This window comes from Escherichia sp. WS33, from assembly GCF_046486385.1.
Classification (GTDB): Bacteria; Pseudomonadota; Gammaproteobacteria; order Enterobacterales; family Enterobacteriaceae; genus ECMA0423.
On record NZ_JBJQLJ010000005.1, the window covers coordinates 1 to 18,305 of the forward strand.

The 18,305-nt window shown below is 51.2% G+C and carries 18 protein-coding genes and 1 pseudogene; 13 read left to right on the forward strand and 6 right to left on the reverse strand.

Features of this window, described 5'->3' with window-relative positions; genetic code table 11:
- Window positions 1-175, reverse strand: a 175-nt coding sequence (locus ACJHXA_RS05650; RefSeq protein WP_001348133.1) for an IS1 family transposase, incomplete at its 3' end; no start/stop codon positions are given.
- Between the two features lie 264 nt (window positions 176-439).
- On the opposite strand from ACJHXA_RS05650, the gene iraP reads away from it, so the two are divergent.
- The 4 genes from iraP (at window position 440) to adrA (ending at window position 3,872) form a co-directional block, all read left to right on the forward strand.
- Window positions 440-700, forward strand: coding sequence for an anti-adapter protein IraP (gene iraP / locus ACJHXA_RS05655; RefSeq protein ID WP_000792970.1), 261 nt, complete (start codon window positions 440-442; stop codon window positions 698-700).
- 100 nt (window positions 701-800) lie between these two features.
- Window positions 801-2,216: an alkaline phosphatase gene (gene phoA, locus ACJHXA_RS05660; RefSeq protein WP_001297128.1), complete on the forward strand. Its 1,416-nt coding sequence runs from the start codon at window positions 801-803 to the stop codon at window positions 2,214-2,216.
- 118 nt (window positions 2,217-2,334) lie between these two features.
- Window positions 2,335-2,655 carry a phosphate starvation-inducible protein PsiF gene (psiF, locus tag ACJHXA_RS05665; RefSeq protein ID WP_001295332.1) on the forward strand — a complete coding sequence of 107 codons (321 nt, stop codon included), beginning with the start codon at window positions 2,335-2,337 and terminating at the stop codon, window positions 2,653-2,655.
- A gap of 101 nt (window positions 2,656-2,756) precedes the next feature.
- On the forward strand, window positions 2,757-3,872 hold the full coding sequence (gene adrA / locus ACJHXA_RS05670) for a diguanylate cyclase AdrA (protein ID WP_000484055.1): 1,116 nt from the start codon (window positions 2,757-2,759) through the stop codon (window positions 3,870-3,872).
- 16 nt (window positions 3,873-3,888) lie between these two features.
- On the opposite strand, the gene proC is transcribed toward adrA, so the two are convergent.
- Window positions 3,889-4,698, reverse strand: coding sequence for a pyrroline-5-carboxylate reductase (gene proC / locus ACJHXA_RS05675; protein ID WP_001295331.1), 810 nt, complete (start codon window positions 4,696-4,698; stop codon window positions 3,889-3,891).
- A gap of 119 nt (window positions 4,699-4,817) precedes the next feature.
- Here proC and ACJHXA_RS05680 point away from each other — a divergent pair, with 119 nt between their 5' ends.
- The 6 genes and pseudogenes from ACJHXA_RS05680 (at window position 4,818) to ACJHXA_RS05705 (ending at window position 8,138) form a co-directional block, all read left to right on the forward strand.
- Window positions 4,818-5,276, forward strand: a complete 459-nt coding sequence (locus tag ACJHXA_RS05680; RefSeq protein WP_000158159.1) for a YaiI/YqxD family protein — start codon at window positions 4,818-4,820, stop codon at window positions 5,274-5,276.
- Window positions 5,277-5,458: 182 nt separating this feature from the next.
- The gene (aroL, locus tag ACJHXA_RS05685; RefSeq protein WP_000193393.1) at window positions 5,459-5,983 is read left to right on the forward strand and encodes a shikimate kinase AroL; all 525 of its coding nucleotides are present in this window, start codon (window positions 5,459-5,461) and stop codon (window positions 5,981-5,983) included.
- A 49-nt stretch (window positions 5,984-6,032) separates the two neighbouring features.
- Window positions 6,033-6,224 (forward strand): protein YaiA, encoded by a 192-nt coding sequence (gene yaiA / locus ACJHXA_RS05690; RefSeq protein WP_001142439.1) that lies wholly within the window; start codon window positions 6,033-6,035, stop codon window positions 6,222-6,224.
- A gap of 257 nt (window positions 6,225-6,481) precedes the next feature.
- Entirely contained in the window at window positions 6,482-7,159 is a 678-nt protein-coding gene (locus ACJHXA_RS05695; RefSeq protein ID WP_001276425.1) for an AroM family protein, read from the forward strand.
- Between the two features lie 71 nt (window positions 7,160-7,230).
- Window positions 7,231-7,515, forward strand: a complete 285-nt coding sequence (ppnP, locus tag ACJHXA_RS05700) for a pyrimidine/purine nucleoside phosphorylase (protein ID WP_000941942.1) — start codon at window positions 7,231-7,233, stop codon at window positions 7,513-7,515.
- Window positions 7,516-7,681: 166 nt separating this feature from the next.
- Window positions 7,682-8,138: pseudogene (locus tag ACJHXA_RS05705) on the forward strand (hypothetical protein).
- Between the two features lie 77 nt (window positions 8,139-8,215).
- Here the strand turns inward: ACJHXA_RS05705 and rdgC are convergent.
- Window positions 8,216-9,127, reverse strand: coding sequence for a recombination-associated protein RdgC (gene rdgC, locus ACJHXA_RS05710; protein ID WP_001298537.1), 912 nt, complete (start codon window positions 9,125-9,127; stop codon window positions 8,216-8,218).
- A gap of 124 nt (window positions 9,128-9,251) precedes the next feature.
- Between rdgC and mak the strand changes: the two genes are divergently transcribed.
- A complete protein-coding gene (mak, locus tag ACJHXA_RS05715; protein WP_001219320.1) occupies window positions 9,252-10,160 on the forward strand; it encodes a fructokinase in 909 nt (302 codons plus the stop codon).
- Window positions 10,161-10,302: 142 nt separating this feature from the next.
- Here mak and araJ read toward each other — a convergent pair whose 3' ends face one another.
- The 3 genes from araJ to sbcD form a co-directional block, all read right to left on the reverse strand.
- Entirely contained in the window at window positions 10,303-11,487 is a 1,185-nt protein-coding gene (gene araJ / locus ACJHXA_RS05720) for an MFS transporter AraJ (protein WP_001306939.1), read from the reverse strand.
- A 125-nt stretch (window positions 11,488-11,612) separates the two neighbouring features.
- Window positions 11,613-14,756 carry an exonuclease subunit SbcC gene (gene sbcC, locus ACJHXA_RS05725; RefSeq protein WP_000698839.1) on the reverse strand — a complete coding sequence of 1,048 codons (3,144 nt, stop codon included), beginning with the start codon at window positions 14,754-14,756 and terminating at the stop codon, window positions 11,613-11,615.
- Window positions 14,753-15,955 (reverse strand): exonuclease subunit SbcD, encoded by a 1,203-nt coding sequence (gene sbcD / locus ACJHXA_RS05730; RefSeq protein WP_001221319.1) that lies wholly within the window; start codon window positions 15,953-15,955, stop codon window positions 14,753-14,755. Before sbcD ends, sbcC begins: the two co-directional genes overlap by 4 nt.
- Window positions 15,956-16,144: 189 nt before the next feature.
- Between sbcD and phoB the strand changes: the two genes are divergently transcribed.
- Both phoB and phoR read left to right on the forward strand, forming a co-directional pair.
- Window positions 16,145-16,834, forward strand: coding sequence for a phosphate response regulator transcription factor PhoB (gene phoB, locus ACJHXA_RS05735; RefSeq protein ID WP_000113933.1), 690 nt, complete (start codon window positions 16,145-16,147; stop codon window positions 16,832-16,834).
- A gap of 57 nt (window positions 16,835-16,891) precedes the next feature.
- Window positions 16,892-18,187, forward strand: a complete 1,296-nt coding sequence (gene phoR / locus ACJHXA_RS05740) for a phosphate regulon sensor histidine kinase PhoR (RefSeq protein WP_000893578.1) — start codon at window positions 16,892-16,894, stop codon at window positions 18,185-18,187.
- Window positions 18,188-18,305: the final 118 nt, after the last annotated feature.

Genomic DNA, 18,305 nt, shown 5'->3' on the forward strand with positions numbered 1-18,305 from the left:
TATCAATGATTTTCTGGTGCGTACCGGGTTGAGAAGCGGTGTAAGTGAACTGCAGTTGCCATGTTTTACGGCAGTGAGAGCAGAGATAGCGCTGATGTCCGGCGGTGCTTTTGCCGTTACGCACCACCCCGTCAGTAGCTGAACAGGAGGGACAGCTGATAGAAACAGAAGCCACTGGAGCACCTCAAAAACACCATCATACACTAAATCAGTAAGTTGGCAGCATCACCCATAACTTTTATTTATAATAAAGGTTGATAATTAAAAGCCTATATTTTGTGTGGGTAATTATTTAAATAAGAGAAACGTTTCGCTGGTAATCAAACAAAAAATATTTGCGCAAAGTATTTCCTTTGTCATAAAAATAATACTTCCAGACACTATGAAGTTGTGAAACATAATGTTAACTTCTCCATACTTTGGATAAGGAAATACAGACATGAAAAATCTCATTGCTGAGTTGTTATTTAAGCTTGCCCAAAAAGAAGAAGAGTCGAAAGAACTGTGTGCGCAGGTAGAAGCTTTGGAGATTATCGTCACTGCAATGCTTCGCAATATGGCGCAAAATGACCAACAGCGGTTGATTGATCAGGTAGAGGGGGCGCTGTACGAGGTAAAGCCCGATGCCAGCATTCCTGACGACGATACGGAGCTGCTGCGCGATTACGTAAAGAAGTTATTGAAGCATCCTCGTCAGTAAAAAGTTAATCTTTTCAACAGCTGTCATAAAGTTGTCACGGCCGAGACTTATAGTCGCTTTGTTTTTATTTTTTAATGTATTTGTACATGGAGAAAATAAAGTGAAACAAAGCACTATTGCACTGGCACTCTTATCGTTACTGTTTACCCCTGTGACAAAAGCCCGGACACCAGAAATGCCTGTTCTGGAAAACCGGGCTGCTCAGGGCGATATTACTGCACCCGGCGGTGCTCGCCGTTTAACGGGTGATCAGACTGCCGCTCTGCGTGATTCTCTTAGCGATAAACCTGCAAAAAATATTATTTTGCTGATTGGCGATGGGATGGGGGATTCGGAAATTACAGCCGCACGTAATTATGCCGAAGGTGCGGGCGGCTTTTTTAAAGGTATCGATGCCTTACCGCTTACCGGGCAATACACTCACTATGCGCTGAATAAAAAAACCGGCAAACCGGACTACGTCACCGATTCGGCTGCATCAGCAACCGCCTGGTCAACCGGTGTCAAAACCTATAACGGCGCGCTGGGCGTCGATATTCACGAAAAAGATCACCCAACGATTCTGGAAATGGCAAAAGCCGCAGGTCTGGCGACCGGTAACGTTTCTACCGCAGAGTTGCAGGATGCCACGCCCGCTGCGCTGGTGGCACATGTGACTTCGCGCAAATGCTACGGTCCGAGCGCGACCAGTGAAAAATGTCCGGGTAACGCTCTGGAAAAAGGCGGAAAAGGATCGATTACCGAACAGCTGCTTAACGCTCGTGCCGACGTTACGCTTGGCGGTGGCGCAAAAACCTTTGCTGAAACGGCAACCGCCGGTGAATGGCAGGGAAAAACGCTGCGTGAACAGGCACAGGCGCGTGGTTATCAGTTGGTCAGCGATGCTGCCTCACTGAATTCGGTGACGGAAGCGAATCAGCAAAAACCTCTGCTTGGACTGTTTGCTGACGGCAATATGCCAGTGCGCTGGCTAGGACCGAAAGCAACGTACCACGGCAATATCGATAAGCCCGCAGTCACCTGTACGCCTAATCCGCAACGTAATGACAGTGTACCAACCCTGGCGCAGATGACCGACAAAGCCATTGAATTGTTGAGTAAAAATGAGAAAGGATTTTTCCTGCAAGTTGAAGGTGCGTCAATCGATAAACAGGATCACGCTGCGAATCCTTGTGGGCAAATTGGCGAGACGGTCGATCTCGATGAAGCCGTACAACGGGCGCTGGAATTCGCTAAAAAGGATGGCAATACGCTGGTCATAGTCACCGCTGATCACGCCCACGCCAGCCAGATTGTCGCGCCGGATACCAAAGCTCCGGGCCTCACCCAGGCGCTAAATACCAAAGATGGCGCAGTGATGGTGATGAGCTACGGGAACTCCGAAGAGGATTCACAAGAACATACCGGCAGTCAGTTGCGTATTGCGGCGTATGGCCCGCATGCCGCCAATGTTGTTGGACTGACCGACCAGACCGATCTCTTCTACACCATGAAAGCCGCCCTGGGGCTGAAATAAAACCGCGCCCGGCAGTGAATTTTCGCTGCCGGGTGGTTTTTTTGCTGTTAGCAACCAGACTTAATGGCAGATCACGGGCGCATACGCTCATGGTTAAAACATGAAGAGGGATGGTGCTATGAAAATAACATTACTGGTTACCTTGCTTTTTGGTCTGGTTTTTTTAACCACCGTCGGCGCTGCCGAGAGAACCTTAACCCCACAACAACAGCGTATGACATCCTGTAATCAGCAGGCGACGGCGCAGGCGTTGAAAGGGGATGCTCGTAAGACCTACATGAGTGATTGCCTGAAGAACAGCAAGTCTGCGCCTGGTGAAAAAAGTTTGACGCCACAGCAGCAAAAGATGCGCGAATGTAATAATCAAGCAACGCAACAATCTCTGAAAGGTGATGATCGTAATAAGTTTATGAGTGCCTGCCTCAAGAAAGCCGCCTGATACCTGATAGTGCTAACGGGTGAGCTACGAAAGTGGCTCACCCGAAATTTCATACTTCTGCCTTTAGCCCCGTCTCTATAATTTGGGAAAATTGTTTCTGAATGTTCCCAAAAATAATGAATGATGAAAACTTTTTCAAAAAAGCGGCGGCGCATGGGGAGGAACCTCCTTTAACTCCTCAAAACGAACATCAGCGGTCCGGGCTGCGCTTCGCCCGTCGCGTCAGACTACCCCGTGCGGTTGGCCTGGCTGGCATGTTCTTACCGATTGCTTCAACGCTGGTTTCGCACCCGCCGCCGGGCTGGTGGTGGCTGGTGTTGGTCGGCTGGGCGTTCGTCTGGCCGCATTTAGCCTGGCAGATAGCGAGCAGGGCCGTCGATCCGCTTAGCCGGGAAATTTACAACTTAAAAACCGATGCAGTATTAGCGGGAATGTGGGTAGGCGTAATGGGCGTAAACGTGCTGCCTTCCACCGCTATGTTGATGATTATGTGTCTGAATTTGATGGGGGCAGGCGGCCCCCGTCTGTTTGTCGCGGGTCTGGTGTTGATGGTGGTTTCCTGCCTTGTCACCCTCGAGCTTACGGGCATTACCGTGTCGTTCAATAGTGCGCCGCTGGAATGGTGGCTCTCCCTTCCCATTATTGTCGTTTATCCTCTGCTGTTTGGCTGGGTCAGCTACCAGACGGCAACCAAACTGGCGGAACATAAACGCAGGTTGCAGGTCATGAGTACCCGCGACGGCATGACGGGCGTGTATAACCGACGTCATTGGGAAACTATGTTACGCAATGAATTTGATAACTGTCGGCGGCATAATCGCGATGCAACGTTACTGATTATCGATATCGACCATTTCAAGAGCATCAACGATACCTGGGGTCATGATGTGGGCGATGAAGCGATTGTGGCGCTTACCCGACAGTTACAAATTACCCTGCGCGGTAGCGATGTGATTGGTCGGTTTGGCGGCGATGAGTTTGCAGTAATCATGTCCGGTACGCCAGCTGAGAGCGCCATTACCGCCATGTTACGGGTGCGTGAAGGGCTAAACACGTTACGCTTGCCGAATACGCCACAGGTAACTTTACGGATTAGTGTGGGGGTTGCGCCGCTGAACCCACAAATGAGTCACTATCGTGAGTGGTTGAAATCGGCAGATTTGGCGCTTTACAAAGCAAAGAAAGCCGGACGTAACCGCACCGAAGTGGCGGCCTGACGTCCGGCGAAAGTCATCAGGATTTGCTGAGTTTTTCTGATTTTTCCATACACTTCGTCATCGCTTCGATCACTGCGGCACGGAAGCCTTTCTCTTCCAGTACGCGTACCGCTTCAATGGTGGTGCCTCCCGGTGAGCAGACCATATCTTTCAGTGCCCCCGGATGTTCTCCCGTTTCCAGCACCATTTTTGCGGAACCCATTACCGCCTGAGCGGCAAATTTATACGCCTGGGCGCGTGGCATCCCGCCCAGCACGGCGGCGTCGGCCATCGCTTCGATAAACATAAATACGTAGGCTGGCGAAGAACCGCTCACACCGACCACCGGGTGGATCATCGGCTCAGCAATTACTTCCGCTTCGCCAAAGCAGCGGAAAATATTCAGCACATCAGCGGTATCTTCTGGGGTTACCAGCGCGTTTGGCGTTACGGAGGTCATCCCGGCATTAACCAGCGCGGGAGTGTTCGGCATGGCGCGGATAATTTTTCGGTCATGGCCCAGCGCGCGGGCAAGTTGGTCGAGCGTGACACCTGCAGCAATAGAAACGACCAGAGAGTCTTTATTCAGGCTGGAGGTGATTTCGCTAAGCACTTTAATCATGATGCCAGGTTTAACGGCAGCAAAAATGATGTCGGCGATTTGCGCCACTTCTTGCGCCGATTCTGCGGCGTTGATGCCGAACTGGTCATGCAGGGCGGCGACTTTATCCGGGGAGGGGGTGTATACCCAGATTTGCCCTGGAAGCACCTGACCGCTGGCAATCAGACCGCCGAGAATGGCTTTTCCCATATTGCCGCAGCCAATAAAACCGATTTTCTTTTCCATTGCCTCACTCCTGCCGTGAAATTCATTGTTTTGATAATCGCTGGCAGAAGCATAAACAGAACTATGCCGGAAGGCAAAAGCGCGACACAATAGAGAATTACCCAACAAAGGATGACTTTATGACAATTTGGGTGGATGCCGACGCGTGTCCCAATGTAATTAAAGAGATTTTGTATCGCGCGGCGGAACGTATGCAGATGCCGCTGGTACTGGTAGCAAACCAGAGTTTACGCGTGCCGCCATCGCGATTTATTCGTACGCTGCGCGTCGCGGCAGGTTTCGACGTTGCCGATAACGAAATTGTCCGGCAGTGTGAAGCGGGCGATTTGGTGATCACCGCAGATATACCTTTGGCTGCTGAAGCCATCGAGAAAGGCGCAGCGGCGCTTAATCCGCGCGGCGAACGTTACACGCCAGCGACCATTCGTGAGCGCCTGACGATGCGCGATTTTATGGATACCTTACGTGCCAGTGGGATCCAGACCGGCGGACCAGATAGCCTTTCACAACGTGACCGCCAGGCCTTTGCCGCGGAGCTGGAGAAGTGGTGGCTGGAAGTGCAACGTAGTCGTGGCTAAATGTAATTTATTATTTACACTTCATTCTTGAATATTTATTGGTATAGTAAGGGATGTATTGAGATTTTCACTTTAAGTGGAATTTTTTCTTTACAATCGAAATTGTACTAGTTTGATGGTATGATCGCTATTCTCATGACACCGGCTTTCGCCGCATTGCGACCTATTGGGGAAAACCCACGATGACACAACCTCTTTTTCTGATCGGGCCTCGGGGCTGTGGTAAAACAACGGTCGGAATGGCCCTTGCCGATTCGCTTAACCGTCGGTTTGTCGATACCGATCAGTGGTTGCAATCACAGCTCAATATGACGGTCGCGGAGATCGTCGAAAGGGAAGAGTGGGCGGGATTTCGCGCCAGAGAAACGGCGGCGCTGGAAGCGGTAACTGCGCCATCCACCGTTATCGCTACAGGCGGCGGCATTATTCTGACGGAATTTAATCGTCACTTTATGCAAAATAACGGGATCGTGGTTTATTTGTGTGCGCCAGTATCAGTCCTGGTTAACCGACTGCAAGCTGCACCGGAAGAAGATTTACGGCCAACCTTAACGGGAAAACCGCTGAGCGAAGAAGTTCAGGAAGTGCTGGAAGAACGCGATGCGCTATATCGCGAAGTTGCGCATATTATCATCGACGCAACAAACGAACCCAGCCAGGTGATTTCTGAAATTCGTAGCGCCCTGGCACAGACGATCAATTGTTGATTTTAGAGCGCCTATACTTAACGTTCATCCCGTGAAATAAGGAAGAACGATGCCAACGAAACCGCCTTATCCTCGTGAAGCATATATAGTGACGATTGAAAAAGGAAAGCCAGGACAGACGGTAACCTGGTACCAACTCAGAGCCGATCATCCTAAACCAGACTCGTTGATCAGTGAACATCCGACGGCTCAGGAAGCGATGGATGCGAAAAAACGCTATGAGGACCCTGACAAAGAGTGACCGCATCAGACTGCTCGGAAGGGATTCTGAGTGCCACTACAAGGGATCTGCGTCACATTTTTCATAATTCATGTTTTTCTAATAATTAGAATATTAAACAATAACAATCCATTACTGGAATCATTTGGAATCTTTACATTATGCCGTGCACGTCTGCTGCTACGCTTTTTGTCATTTGTAGCACAAGTAAGTGTCAGCAGTGGTGCTTCACACTTGCCCGGTAATTAACGACGAAAGAAAAGTAAGGTGGATGAACAATGAGTGCGTCGTTGGCGATCCTGACCATCGGCATTGTACCTATGCAGGAAGTTTTGCCGCTCCTGACGGAATACATTGACGAAGATAATATTTCCCATCATAGCCTGCTGGGGAAGTTAAGTCGTGAAGAAGTGATGGCGGAGTACGCGCCAGAAGCAGGCGAAGACACCATTCTCACATTATTAAATGACAACCAGCTGGCCCATGTTTCGCGTCGCAAAGTGGAGCGTGACCTGCAAGGTGTGGTTGAAGTACTCGATAATCGGGGTTACGACGTCATTATATTAATGAGTACGGCAAACATTAGTAGTATGACTGCGCGTAATACGATCTTTCTTGAGCCGTCGCGGATATTGCCACCGCTGGTTTCCTCTATTGTTGAAGATCATCAAGTGGGGGTTATCGTTCCGGTTGAGGAGATGCTGCCCGTTCAGGCGCAAAAATGGCAAATTTTGCAGAAATCGCCGGTATTTTCATTGGGTAACCCCATTCATGATTCAGAACAAAAAATCATTGATGCCGGGAAAGAATTACTGGCAAAAGGGGCTGATGTCATCATGCTGGATTGTTTAGGATTTCACCAACGTCATCGCGATTTACTGCAAAAACAGCTCGATGTTCCTGTCTTGCTGTCTAACGTATTGATTGCACGGCTGGCTGCGGAATTACTGGTGTAATTTTGCGTGACAGTCAGCGCCTCTGGCCCCTATAGTGAAGTAGATGTTCAACTACCAGACAGGGCCAGTTTATGCTTCAAAGTAATGAGTACTTTTCCGGCAAAGTGAAATCAATCGGCTTTTCCAGCAGCAGCACTGGTCGCGCCAGCGTGGGTGTTATGGTTGAAGGCGAATACACCTTCAGCACCGCTGAGCCGGAAGAGATGACGGTAATCAGTGGCGCGCTGAATGTGTTACTGCCTGACGCGACCGACTGGCAGGTGTATGAAGCCGGTTCGGTGTTTAATGTTCCCGGTCACAGTGAGTTTCATCTGCAAGTTGCCGAACCCACCTCTTATCTGTGCCGCTATCTGTAATTCCTCGCCTTCCCCTTGAACGGGAGGGCATTTTTCTGAAATATCCTCTCTTTAACCCATAATAATATTTCCTTTGCTTCGATTTTTTCAATTTCCGATATATTCATAATTCATCAAGGTTGATATAAATATCAGTGAAGATCTCTAGGTATTTTTTGCGGAACTGATGACACAACGCCCCCTGGAGCAAGTTACAGCGGGAGATCTATGAATTACTGACGCCAACGATCAACCTGCAAATTCACTGTACCCGTTATCCCATGCGCAGCCAAAATGGTGGAAGCACCGATTTACCGCGTTATTGGATCACGTTGGATAAAAACGTGATCTGGGATTACCCGAAAGACTTTATTGCAGGTAACGGTGGAGTGCGTAATTTTCACGGTGAAACTTGCTGGTATCCTTACCTGACGGATATTTGTTCAATTTCTGATTTATTGCGTGAATATATTGACACCCCAAAAGCGGAGTTGTTAACAAAACAATTTACCAGCGATAAATGGGGGTTAGTGAATATTCTGCGTGCTGCTGACAGGCGAATAGGGATGAGGCGATTAGATCAGTTACGGCGTAAAACGCATAATATTGCTGCGCTAAAAATTATTGCCCGCCGTAGCGAATAATTATATGCCTGGTGTGGCATCGTACGCCGGATAAGACGCGGCAGGCGTCGCATCCGGCATTAAAGGAAAATCAGCAATTAACGTTGTGCTTCGCCACCTAATCCTTCAATCAGGTTTTGAATTAACGCTGCCAGTTCACCAGTCATCAGGATGAAATCGGCATCAAAACGCTGGGCGAAATCTTCACGGTCGATATCTTCGTTTTGATCGCGCAGCTCGTCGCAGAACTTCAGACGCTTGAGCGAACCATCGTCGCACATCACAAACTGAATGCGCTGCTGCCAGTCGAGCGCCAGTTTAGTCACCACTTTTCCGGCTTCGATGTGATTGGTGATCTCTTCGCTGGTCAGATCTTGTTTCTTCGCACGGATCACGCCGCCATCTTCCAGCAACGATTTCAGCTCGGCTTCATCAAGCAACTGGAAGCCCTGTGCTGCGCTACCGGAGCGAACCCATTCGGTTAGCGTCAGTTCAATCGGGTTTTCCATGCTCAATGGTACAACAGGTAACGACCCCAGGCTTTTACGCAGTAATGCCAGCGTATCTTCCGCTTTTTTGGCGCTGGCGCAGTCCACCATAATCAAACCATTAACCGTGTCGATCCACATCATTGTCTGGCTAAAACGGCTGAAAGCTCGCGGCAGCAGAGAGTGCAGCACTTCGTCTTTCAGCGAATCTTTTTCGGTTTTCTTCAGCTTACGCGCCTGTTCCGCTTCCAGTTTGGCGATTTTCGCTTCCAGCGCCTGTTTAATCACCGGAGACGGGAGGATTTTTTCTTCTTTGCGTGCGCAGATAACAATTTGACCATTGGCAACGTGCGTTAACGCATCGCTGTGCGATCCCATCGGAGGAACCCAGCCCATCTTCGCCATGTCCTGGCTGCCACATGGGGTAAATGCCATCGAGGCTAGCTGTTTTTCCATCTCTTCTGCACGCAGCGAAATCTCGCGGCTAAGACGGTAAACCATTAAATTTTTGAACCACAGCATGATAATGTCCACGGCCTTGTCGTTAAATTTAGCGGGCATGATAACGAATTGTCGGCGGCCTTGCATTGCCAATCCGGTTGTCCGTCTCTACGCTATTGATATTGAAAAAAATAAGGAGAGTACCGTGCGTATAGGTATCGATTTAGGCGGCACCAAAACTGAAGTGATTGCACTGGGCGATGCAGGGGAGCAGTTGTACCGCCATCGTCTGCCCACGCCGCGTGATGATTACCGGCAGACTATTGAAACGATCGCCACGTTGGTTGATATGGCGGAGCAGGCGACAGGGCAGCGCGGAACGGTAGGTATGGGCATTCCTGGCTCAATTTCGCCCTACACCGGCGTGGTGAAAAATGCCAATTCAACCTGGCTCAACGGTCAGCCATTCGATAAAGACTTAAGCGCGCGGTTGCAGCGGGAAGTGCGGCTGGCAAATGACGCCAACTGTCTGGCCGTTTCAGAAGCAGTAGATGGCGCGGCAGCGGGAGCACAGACGGTATTTGCCGTGATTATCGGCACGGGATGCGGCGCGGGCGTGGCATTCAATGGGCGGGCGCATATCGGCGGCAATGGCACGGCAGGCGAGTGGGGACACAATCCGCTACCTTGGATGGACGAAGACGAACTGCGTTATCGCGAGGAAGTCCCTTGTTATTGCGGTAAACAAGGTTGTATTGAAACCTTTATTTCGGGCACGGGATTTGCCACAGATTATCGTCGTTTGAGCGGACATGCGCTGAAAGGCAGTGAAATTATCAGCCTGGTTGAAGAAAGCGATCCGGTAGCGGAACTGGCATTGCGTCGCTACGAGCTGCGGCTGGCAAAATCGCTGGCACATGTCGTGAATATTCTCGATCCGGATGTAATTGTCCTGGGGGGCGGGATGAGCAATGTAGACCGTTTATATCAAACGGTTGGGCAGTTGATTAAACAATTTGTCTTCGGCGGCGAATGTGAAACGCCAGTGCGTAAGGCGAAGCACGGTGATTCCAGCGGCGTACGCGGCGCTGCGTGGTTATGGCCACAAGAGTAAAAAAACCAGGCAATTGGCGCATCATGCCTGATGCGACGCTTGCCGCGTCTTATCAGGCCTACAAAATGTGCCAGAACCGCGTAGGGCGGATAAGGCGTTCACGCCGCATCCGGCAATAAGCAACGCGCACCGTGACAGTAATCTACCCCAGTGGTTTCGCCAGCACCGGACTATCCGCCGCTTGCTGGCGCTTATAGCGACCATACAGCAGCAACGATGACATCGCAGCAAACGAAAGCAGGGCGGCAGGCAGCGCCACGTAATTATATGCCAGCCCCAGCGTCAGCATCATACCACCGCAATATGCGCCGACGGCGCTACCGAGGTTAAACGCTATTTGCCCACCTGCGGCACCTAATAACTCTCCGCCTTTGGCATTTTGCAGTAACAATATTTGCAGAGGTGCTGAAAGGGCAAATAATCCCGCGCAACAAATAAAAGCAAAAATAAGCGACGTTGTTTTCATGCCGCCGCAGAAAAAGAGCATCAGCAGTGCCAGTACAATTATAAAGTCAGTCACTGCTGCAATGCGCAGTGGTGAATAACGTCCTGAAATCCTGCCACTTAGCATATTTCCCAACACCATCCCTAGCCCAACTAACATCATAATAAAGGTCATCGCCGTTTCCGAAAAACCGGAAATAAACATCATGTATGGCTTTACGTAGCTGAACCAGGCAAACACACCTGCGTTGCCAAACATCGTGGCGGCGAAAATTAACCACGGGGCCGGGCTGCGTAAAAAGTGAAATTGTTCGCGCAGCTTTCCTTTCGCCTCGTCGCGAATATCCGGCACCCAAAAATAGACCGATGCCATCACCGCAATATTAAAAACAGCGATCAATAAAAAGGTGTAACGCCAGCTAAATTCCTGACTTAAATACGTTCCCAGCGGAATGCCCAGCAAATTGGCGACTGTCATCCCGGAAACCATCCCCGCCACGGCGGCGGTGACTTTTCCGGGTTTGATAATTTTTGATAACACGATCGCGCCGACGCCAAAAAATGCGCCATGCGGAAAGCCGGAAACCAGGCGACCAATGGCAAGCATCAGGTAAGACGAAGAGAGCGTGAACATGGCGTTGCCAATGACGCACAACGCCACCAGAAACAACAAGATATGTTTGAGTGAGTAGCGGCTGGAAAAGAGTGCGATGATTGGCGCACCGACCACCACTCCCAGCGCATAATACGAGATCATATGCCCGGCAGCAGGAATCGAAATTCCTACGTTATGCGCCAGCTCCGTGAGCACGCCCATAATGCCAAATTCGGCCATCCCCAAACCAAACGTGCCCAGAGCCAAAGATAAAATGACTTTTTTCATACCACCATCACAACTACCAGAACGGCTACCAATCACCGTAGCCAATAAAGTGATAGCTTGCAGGATAACGACCAGCAAGGCCAAGAGATAATTCGCCCCTCTGTATTCATTATCCTGCTGAATAGTTATTTCACTGCAAACGTACTTTCCAGTTTGCTGTAGCCCAGGCCGTTGATCTTTTTCACTTTGATCTGCACCGGAATACGCTCTTTCATCGCTTCTACGTGGCTAATCACACCGATGGTTTTGCCACTGGCGTTCAGGGCATCCAGCGCATCAAGGGCGGTATCCAGCGTTTCGCTATCCAGCGTGCCAAAACCTTCATCAAGGAACAGCGAGTCAATACGTGTTTTATGGCTGACCAGATCCGAAAGCGCCAGCGCCAGCGCCAGACTAACGAGGAAACTTTCGCCGCCGGAAAGGGTACGGGTATCGCGTACCGCATCTGCCTGCCAGGTATCAACAACCTCGACTTCCAGCGCCTCGCTGGCTTTGCGCTGTAACAGATAGCGCCCGTGCAGCCGGGTAAGTTGCTGATTAGCGAGATGGACTAAATTATCCAGCGTCAGCCCCTGGGCAAACTTGCGGAATTTATCGCCCTCTTTGGAACCTATTAGCGAATTCAGATATCCCCAGTCCTCAACCTGCTGCGTCATTTGAGCAATTTGCTGCATTAAGGTTTGTTGTTGCTGACGGTTATCTGCATCCTGCTTCAGCTGCTGGCGAATCTCGCCTTGACTCGTGGTGTTTTCACGCAACTTTTGGTGAGTTTGCGCTAACTCTTGCTGAATCTGCTCCACCGTCACAGTGAGAGCCAACCCGTCAGGTCGGTGTTGTTGATGCTGTGCCAGCGTTTCTGCTGTCTGAGTGACCAGCGTTTGCGCCTGACGGCGCTGGTTTTCCAGATTCTGCTTGAGCTGTTCCAGCTGCGTTAGTGTTTGTTCATCCATTAGCGCCGCAAGGAACGCCTGCTGATCGTCAAAGACGCTGGCCTGTAGCGCGGTGTCAAACTGCGCCTGGGCTTTTTGCAGACTTTGCGCCGCCAGAACATCCTGTTGCTGTAACGTCTGCTGCTGGCTGTGTAATGCGAGACATTGTTCATGAACCTGCCGCCAGTTATCCAGCGCCACAGTTTCTTCGCTGTGCGGGAGATCATCACTTTGCGGCAACGTTTCCAGAATCGGCGTCAGCTGCTGAATACGGTTTTGCAGCGCGGTTAATTCGTTCTGGCGTTGCTGCCAGCTCTGCGCTTCTTGCTGACGTGTCGCCAACCAGCTCTCTTCTTCATCTTCCTGTGGCAATGTCAGTGCATAACCCGCCAATGCCGTTAAGAGCTGCTGCTGGCGTTGTTCAATTTGCTGTTGATACTGGATAATTTGCTGATTATGCGCGGCAATCTGCCCTTGTAATTCATGTCGTTGGCTGAGTAACCGCAGCTGGCGTTCGTGCTCATCTTGTGCATCCAGCCACGGTTGAATATCGTCCTGTGGCTGCAAGGTGATATTGAGGCTGGCCGTGACGGCTTGCCATTGTTGAGTAAGTGCTTGCTCATCTTGTCGGAGGCTTTGCGCTTCGTTTTCATCGCGCTGAAGCTGCTTTGTTAAGGCGTCCAGTTGCCCGCGCAGCGCCGCACCTTCTTCGCCGAGCTTTTTAACTTCGTTTTCCAGCGCCAGTAATCGAGACTGATTAACACCAGGCTCCAGCGCCTGATACGCCTCGACCGCCGGGTGGCTGGTGGAACCACAAAGTGGACAAGGCTGACCCGCCTGTAACTGTGCACGTTGAGCTTCCAGCGTTTTGATGCGCGCTTCCTGCTCGCAAATGGTTTTCACATCGGCAAGTTGCTGCGTCTTTTCTTTATAACGCTGGCGCATTTCGTTAAGTGCGGCGTTACGTTGCGTCTGTTCTTGCGTGACATTCTGGATAGCGACCTGTAACTGCGCCAGACGTTTTTGTTGGGGAACAATCTGTCCATGTAGCGCGACCAGGTGCTGACGCAGTGGGCGTTGCTCAGCATGTTGCGCCAGGGCGGTAGCAACTTCATCGGCGGTTAACGTCAACGTGATCGCCGCAAGCGCATTAAGTTTTTGCTCAGCATGGGTTAACTGTTGCTGCCATTGCCGCAGATGCTCGCGATCGCTGGTTTGTTGGGAGAACTGCGCACGCCAACCCGCCAGTTCGTTGTTCCACTGACGGAAGCGGTCGTGTTCCTGTAACCAGGTATTCAGGCTTTGTTGCTGCTGCTGTAATTCTGCTGACTGCTTCGCCGCGTGGTGGCGAATGCTCGCGCGAAGCGCCATTGTGCTCTGTAAGCGAGTATTTACTTCTTCAATCTGCTGGCGAGTATGCGCCAGCGCCGCGCTGTGTTCTGCGATGCGTTCCCAGTGCGGACGAAGATTTCGTGCCGGTTGTGCCAGACTGAGCGCCGCCAGTTGAGGTTGCGCTTTTTCTTCTTCGGCTAACGCCTGTTGCAAGGCCTGCTGACGGCGGCTGGCTTCTTGCTGCAATTCGTCCAGACGCGTTAACCAGTTTAGTGATTGTTGTTCTTGCTGCTGCGCGGTAAGTAACTGTTTTTCTTCGTCAGTAAGTACCTGCAAACTCGCTGTCAGCGATTGCACTTGTTCCGGCGTGAGCAACGCGACGCCGCTGGCCTGCGCTTGCAGCTTCTCCAGCTCAGTGCGGGCCGATTTGTGCTGCTCAAAAACCATCGCCGAGATTTGCCCGTAGATTTCAGTGCCGGTTAACTCCTCGAGCAATTCCGCGCGTTCTTTGGGTTTGGCATTCAGGAAGGCAGCAAATTGCCCCTGCGAAAGCAGCATCGAACGGGTGAAGCGCCCGTAATCCAGCCCGGTTAACGTTGCTGTCAGTTCTAGCTTATCTTTCACTTTGTCGGCGAGAATTTTGCCGTCGGCGCAGCGCGCCAGCTCAACGCGTGGCACCTGCAAATTACCGTCGGGTTGGTTACGCGCCCGATTCTGGCTCCAGAATGCACGGTACGCTTCACCTTTCACTTCAAACTCCACCTCCGCCAGACATTCAGCGGTATCGCGGGTCATGAGATCATTTTGCGATTGTGAAACGTTAGAGAGACGCGGAGTTTCGTGATACAGCGCCAGACAAATGGCGTCCAGCAGGGTGGTTTTCCCCGCACCGGTTGGGCCGGTAATGGCAAACAGCCCGTTGCTGGCGAACGGCTCGCGGCTGAAATCAATCTTCCATTCGCCTTTTAATGAGTTCAGGTTTTTCAGGCGCAGGCTGAGAATTTTCATGCTTCGTGTTCTCCGGCGAGGGTATGCAACGTCGTGGTGAAAAGATGCTGCAGACGTTGCTGCTGCGATTCATCCAGTTCTTCCAGTGCCAGACGGCGATTGAACACCTCTTCGACGCTGAGTTCGCTGAGGGTTTCACGCTGTTGGCTGGCTAACACACGCTCGCGCTGTTCACGACTCCGGCGTACCAGCAATACTTCAACAGGCAATGATTCGGTTAATGCCTGGATTTTGCGCTGAATATCATGCAGATACTCATCAGTAGTGATTTCGATATCCAGCCAGACAGGCGGCTCCTGTGATACATCGCGCCACTGTTCCAGCTGTGCGGTAATCGACGCCAGATCGCCTTTCAGCACCGCCATGGGTTGCGTTACCGGTACGTTCAGGTTTTCCACGCTCTCTAATTTGCCGTTTGAAAATGTCACCAGATGGACATATTTACTCTTTCCGCATTCATCAAAACTCAGTGGAATGGGAGAGCCGCAATAGCGAACATGTTCCATGCCGCCAATAATCTGTGCGCGGTGAATATGCCCGAGCGCGATGTAGTCGGCTGGTGGAAAGTTTTGTGCTGGAAACGCGTCCAGCGTGCCAATATAAATGTCACGCACGGCGTCACTTTTACTGGCACCCACGGTCGTTAAGTGTCCCGTGGCGATGATGGGCAGAGGCTGATCGCCGCGCAGTTTGCAGGCATCGGCATAGTGTTGTTGGTAATAATCGGTAATCGCTGCCAGTAAATGCTGCTGTTTTTCAATACCGTTAAGCCCCGCCTGGCTGGTAATAATGTCACGCGGACGTAAAAACGGAATGGGGCACAGCACTGCGCCTGGCGTCCCGTCGCGACGAGGCAAGATTTGCGGCGCATGTCCGGCGCTGGCGACCACGGTCGTATTGAGGAACGCCATGATATCGCGCGATTCATTCAGCGTGGCGACCGAGTCATGGTTTCCTGCCAGTACCACCAGATGACAGCCAGTTTGCTGTAAATTGACAACAAAACGGTTGTATAACGTGCGGGCGTAACTGGGCGGCGAGCCGGTATCGAAAACATCACCAGCAACAATAATCGCATCCACCTGATGGGTTTGTGCTGTTTCCAGCAGCCAGTCAAGAAAAGCCTGATGTTCAGCTTCGCGGCTTTTACTGTAGAAGTTCTGGCCGAGATGCCAGTCTGAGGTGTGAAGGATGCGCATAACGATTCCCTGGCGAAAAAGCATGGGCGCGATTATACCCAAACAGATGTGCCATTTGCTTTTTTCTGCGCCACGGAAATCAATAACCTGAAGATATGTGCGACGAGCTTTTCATAAATCTGTCATAAATCTGACGCATAATGACGTCGCATTAATGATCGCAACCTATTTATTACAACAGGGCAAATCATGGCGAGACGTATTCTGGTCGTAGAAGATGAAGCTCCAATTCGCGAAATGGTCTGCTTCGTGCTCGAACAAAATGGCTTTCAGCCGGTCGAAGCGGAAGATTATGACAGTGCTGTGAATCAACTGAATGAACCCTGGCCGGATTTAATTCTCCTTGACTGGATGTTACCTGGCGGCTCCGGTATCCAGTTCATCAAACACCTCAAGCGCGAGTCGATGACCCGGGATATTCCAGTGGTGATGTTGACCGCCAGAGGGGAAGAAGAAGATCGCGTGCGCGGCCTTGAAACCGGCGCGGATGACTATATCACCAAGCCGTTTTCGCCGAAGGAGCTGGTGGCGCGAATCAAAGCGGTAATGCGCCGTATTTCGCCAATGGCGGTGGAAGAGGTGATTGAGATGCAGGGATTAAGTCTCGACCCGACATCTCACCGAGTGATGGCGGGCGAAGAGCCGCTGGAGATGGGGCCGACAGAATTTAAACTGCTGCACTTTTTTATGACGCATCCTGAGCGCGTGTACAGCCGCGAGCAGCTGTTAAACCACGTCTGGGGAACTAACGTGTATGTGGAAGATCGTACGGTCGATGTCCACATTCGTCGCCTACGTAAAGCACTGGAGCCAGGCGGGCATGACCGCATGGTGCAGACCGTGCGCGGTACAGGATATCGTTTTTCAACCCGCTTTTAACGCCTTGCTCATCGGACGCAGAGCAGGGCTTATGATTTCTTAACTGGAGTATCTTACGTGCTGGAACGGCTGTCGTGGAAAAGGCTGGTGCTGGAGCTGCTACTTTGCTGCTTCCCGGCTTTCATCCTGGGTGCATTTTTTGGTTACCTGCCCTGGTTTTTGCTGGCATCGGTAACGGGACTGCTTATCTGGCATTTCTGGAATTTATTGCGCCTTTCATGGTGGCTGTGGGTGGATCGTAGTATGACCCCGCCACCGGGGCGTGGTAGCTGGGAACCGCTACTATACGGCTTACACCAGATGCAGCTGCGAAATAAAAAACGCCGCCGTGAACTGGGCAATCTGATTAAACGCTTTCGTAGCGGCGCGGAGTCGCTGCCCGACGCAGTGGTGCTGACCACTGAAGAGGGCGGTATTTTCTGGTGTAACGGTCTGGCGCAACAAATTCTTGGTTTGCGCTGGCCGGAAGATAACGGGCAGAACATCCTTAACCTGCTGCGTTACCCGGAGTTTACGCAATATCTGAAAACGCGTGATTTTTCTCGCCCGCTCAATCTGGTGCTCAACACCGGGCGGCATCTGGAAATTCGCGTCATGCCTTATACCCACAAACAGTTGCTGATGGTGGCGCGTGATGTCACGCAAATGCATCAACTGGAAGGGGCGCGGCGTAACTTTTTTGCCAACGTGAGCCATGAGTTACGTACGCCATTGACCGTGTTACAGGGTTACCTGGAGATGATGGATGAGCAGCCGCTGGAAGGCGCGGTACGCGAAAAAGCGTTGCACACCATGCGCGAGCAGACCCAGCGGATGGAAGGGCTGGTGAAGCAGTTGCTGACGCTGTCGAAAATAGAAGCCGCACCGACGCATTTGCTCAATGAAAAGGTTGATGTGCCGATGATGCTGCGCGTTGTTGAGCGTGAGGCTCAGACTCTGAGTCAGAAAAAACAGACATTTACCTTTGAGATAGATAACGGCCTCAAAGTGTCTGGCAACGAAGATCAGCTACGCAGTGCGATTTCGAACCTGGTCTATAACGCCGTGAATCATACTCCAGAAGGCACGCATATCACCGTACGCTGGCAGCGAGTGCCGCACGGTGCCGAATTTAGCGTTGAAGATAACGGACCGGGCATTGCACCGGAGCATATTCCGCGCCTGACCGAGCGTTTTTATCGCGTTGATAAAGCGCGTTCCCGGCAAACCGGCGGTAGCGGATTAGGGTTAGCGATCGTGAAACATGCGGTGAATCATCACGAAAGTCGCCTGAATATTGAGAGTACAGTAGGAAAAGGAACACGTTTCAGTTTTGTTATCCCGGAACGTTTAATTGCCAAAAACAGCGATTAATCCGCCTTTGTCATCTTTTATTGCCATAAGCCAGCCGATGCTGGCTTATTTTCTTTGCAGTCAAAATACGGGCGTTAGATTTTACAACGGTTGGTGATTTTTTGTTCGCATGATTAGC

What these genes read in the sequence shown, in the direction of transcription:
- adrA (WP_000484055.1), top strand. Translation starts at nt 2,757, where the DNA reads ATGTTCCCAAAAATAATGAATGATGAAAACTTTTTCAAAAAAGCGGCG.
- sbcC (WP_000698839.1), bottom strand. Translation starts at nt 14,756, where the DNA reads ATGAAAATTCTCAGCCTGCGCCTGAAAAACCTGAACTCATTAAAAGGC.
- phoB (WP_000113933.1), top strand. Translation starts at nt 16,145, where the DNA reads ATGGCGAGACGTATTCTGGTCGTAGAAGATGAAGCTCCAATTCGCGAA.
- psiF (WP_001295332.1), top strand. Translation starts at nt 2,335, where the DNA reads ATGAAAATAACATTACTGGTTACCTTGCTTTTTGGTCTGGTTTTTTTA.
- araJ (WP_001306939.1), bottom strand. Translation starts at nt 11,487, where the DNA reads ATGAAAAAAGTCATTTTATCTTTGGCTCTGGGCACGTTTGGTTTGGGG.
- ppnP (WP_000941942.1), top strand. Translation starts at nt 7,231, where the DNA reads ATGCTTCAAAGTAATGAGTACTTTTCCGGCAAAGTGAAATCAATCGGC.
- ACJHXA_RS05680 (WP_000158159.1), top strand. Translation starts at nt 4,818, where the DNA reads ATGACAATTTGGGTGGATGCCGACGCGTGTCCCAATGTAATTAAAGAG.
- sbcD (WP_001221319.1), bottom strand. Translation starts at nt 15,955, where the DNA reads ATGCGCATCCTTCACACCTCAGACTGGCATCTCGGCCAGAACTTCTAC.
- proC (WP_001295331.1), bottom strand. Translation starts at nt 4,698, where the DNA reads ATGGAAAAGAAAATCGGTTTTATTGGCTGCGGCAATATGGGAAAAGCC.
- yaiA (WP_001142439.1), top strand. Translation starts at nt 6,033, where the DNA reads ATGCCAACGAAACCGCCTTATCCTCGTGAAGCATATATAGTGACGATT.
- rdgC (WP_001298537.1), bottom strand. Translation starts at nt 9,127, where the DNA reads ATGCTGTGGTTCAAAAATTTAATGGTTTACCGTCTTAGCCGCGAGATT.
- iraP (WP_000792970.1), top strand. Translation starts at nt 440, where the DNA reads ATGAAAAATCTCATTGCTGAGTTGTTATTTAAGCTTGCCCAAAAAGAA.
- aroL (WP_000193393.1), top strand. Translation starts at nt 5,459, where the DNA reads ATGACACAACCTCTTTTTCTGATCGGGCCTCGGGGCTGTGGTAAAACA.
- ACJHXA_RS05695 (WP_001276425.1), top strand. Translation starts at nt 6,482, where the DNA reads ATGAGTGCGTCGTTGGCGATCCTGACCATCGGCATTGTACCTATGCAG.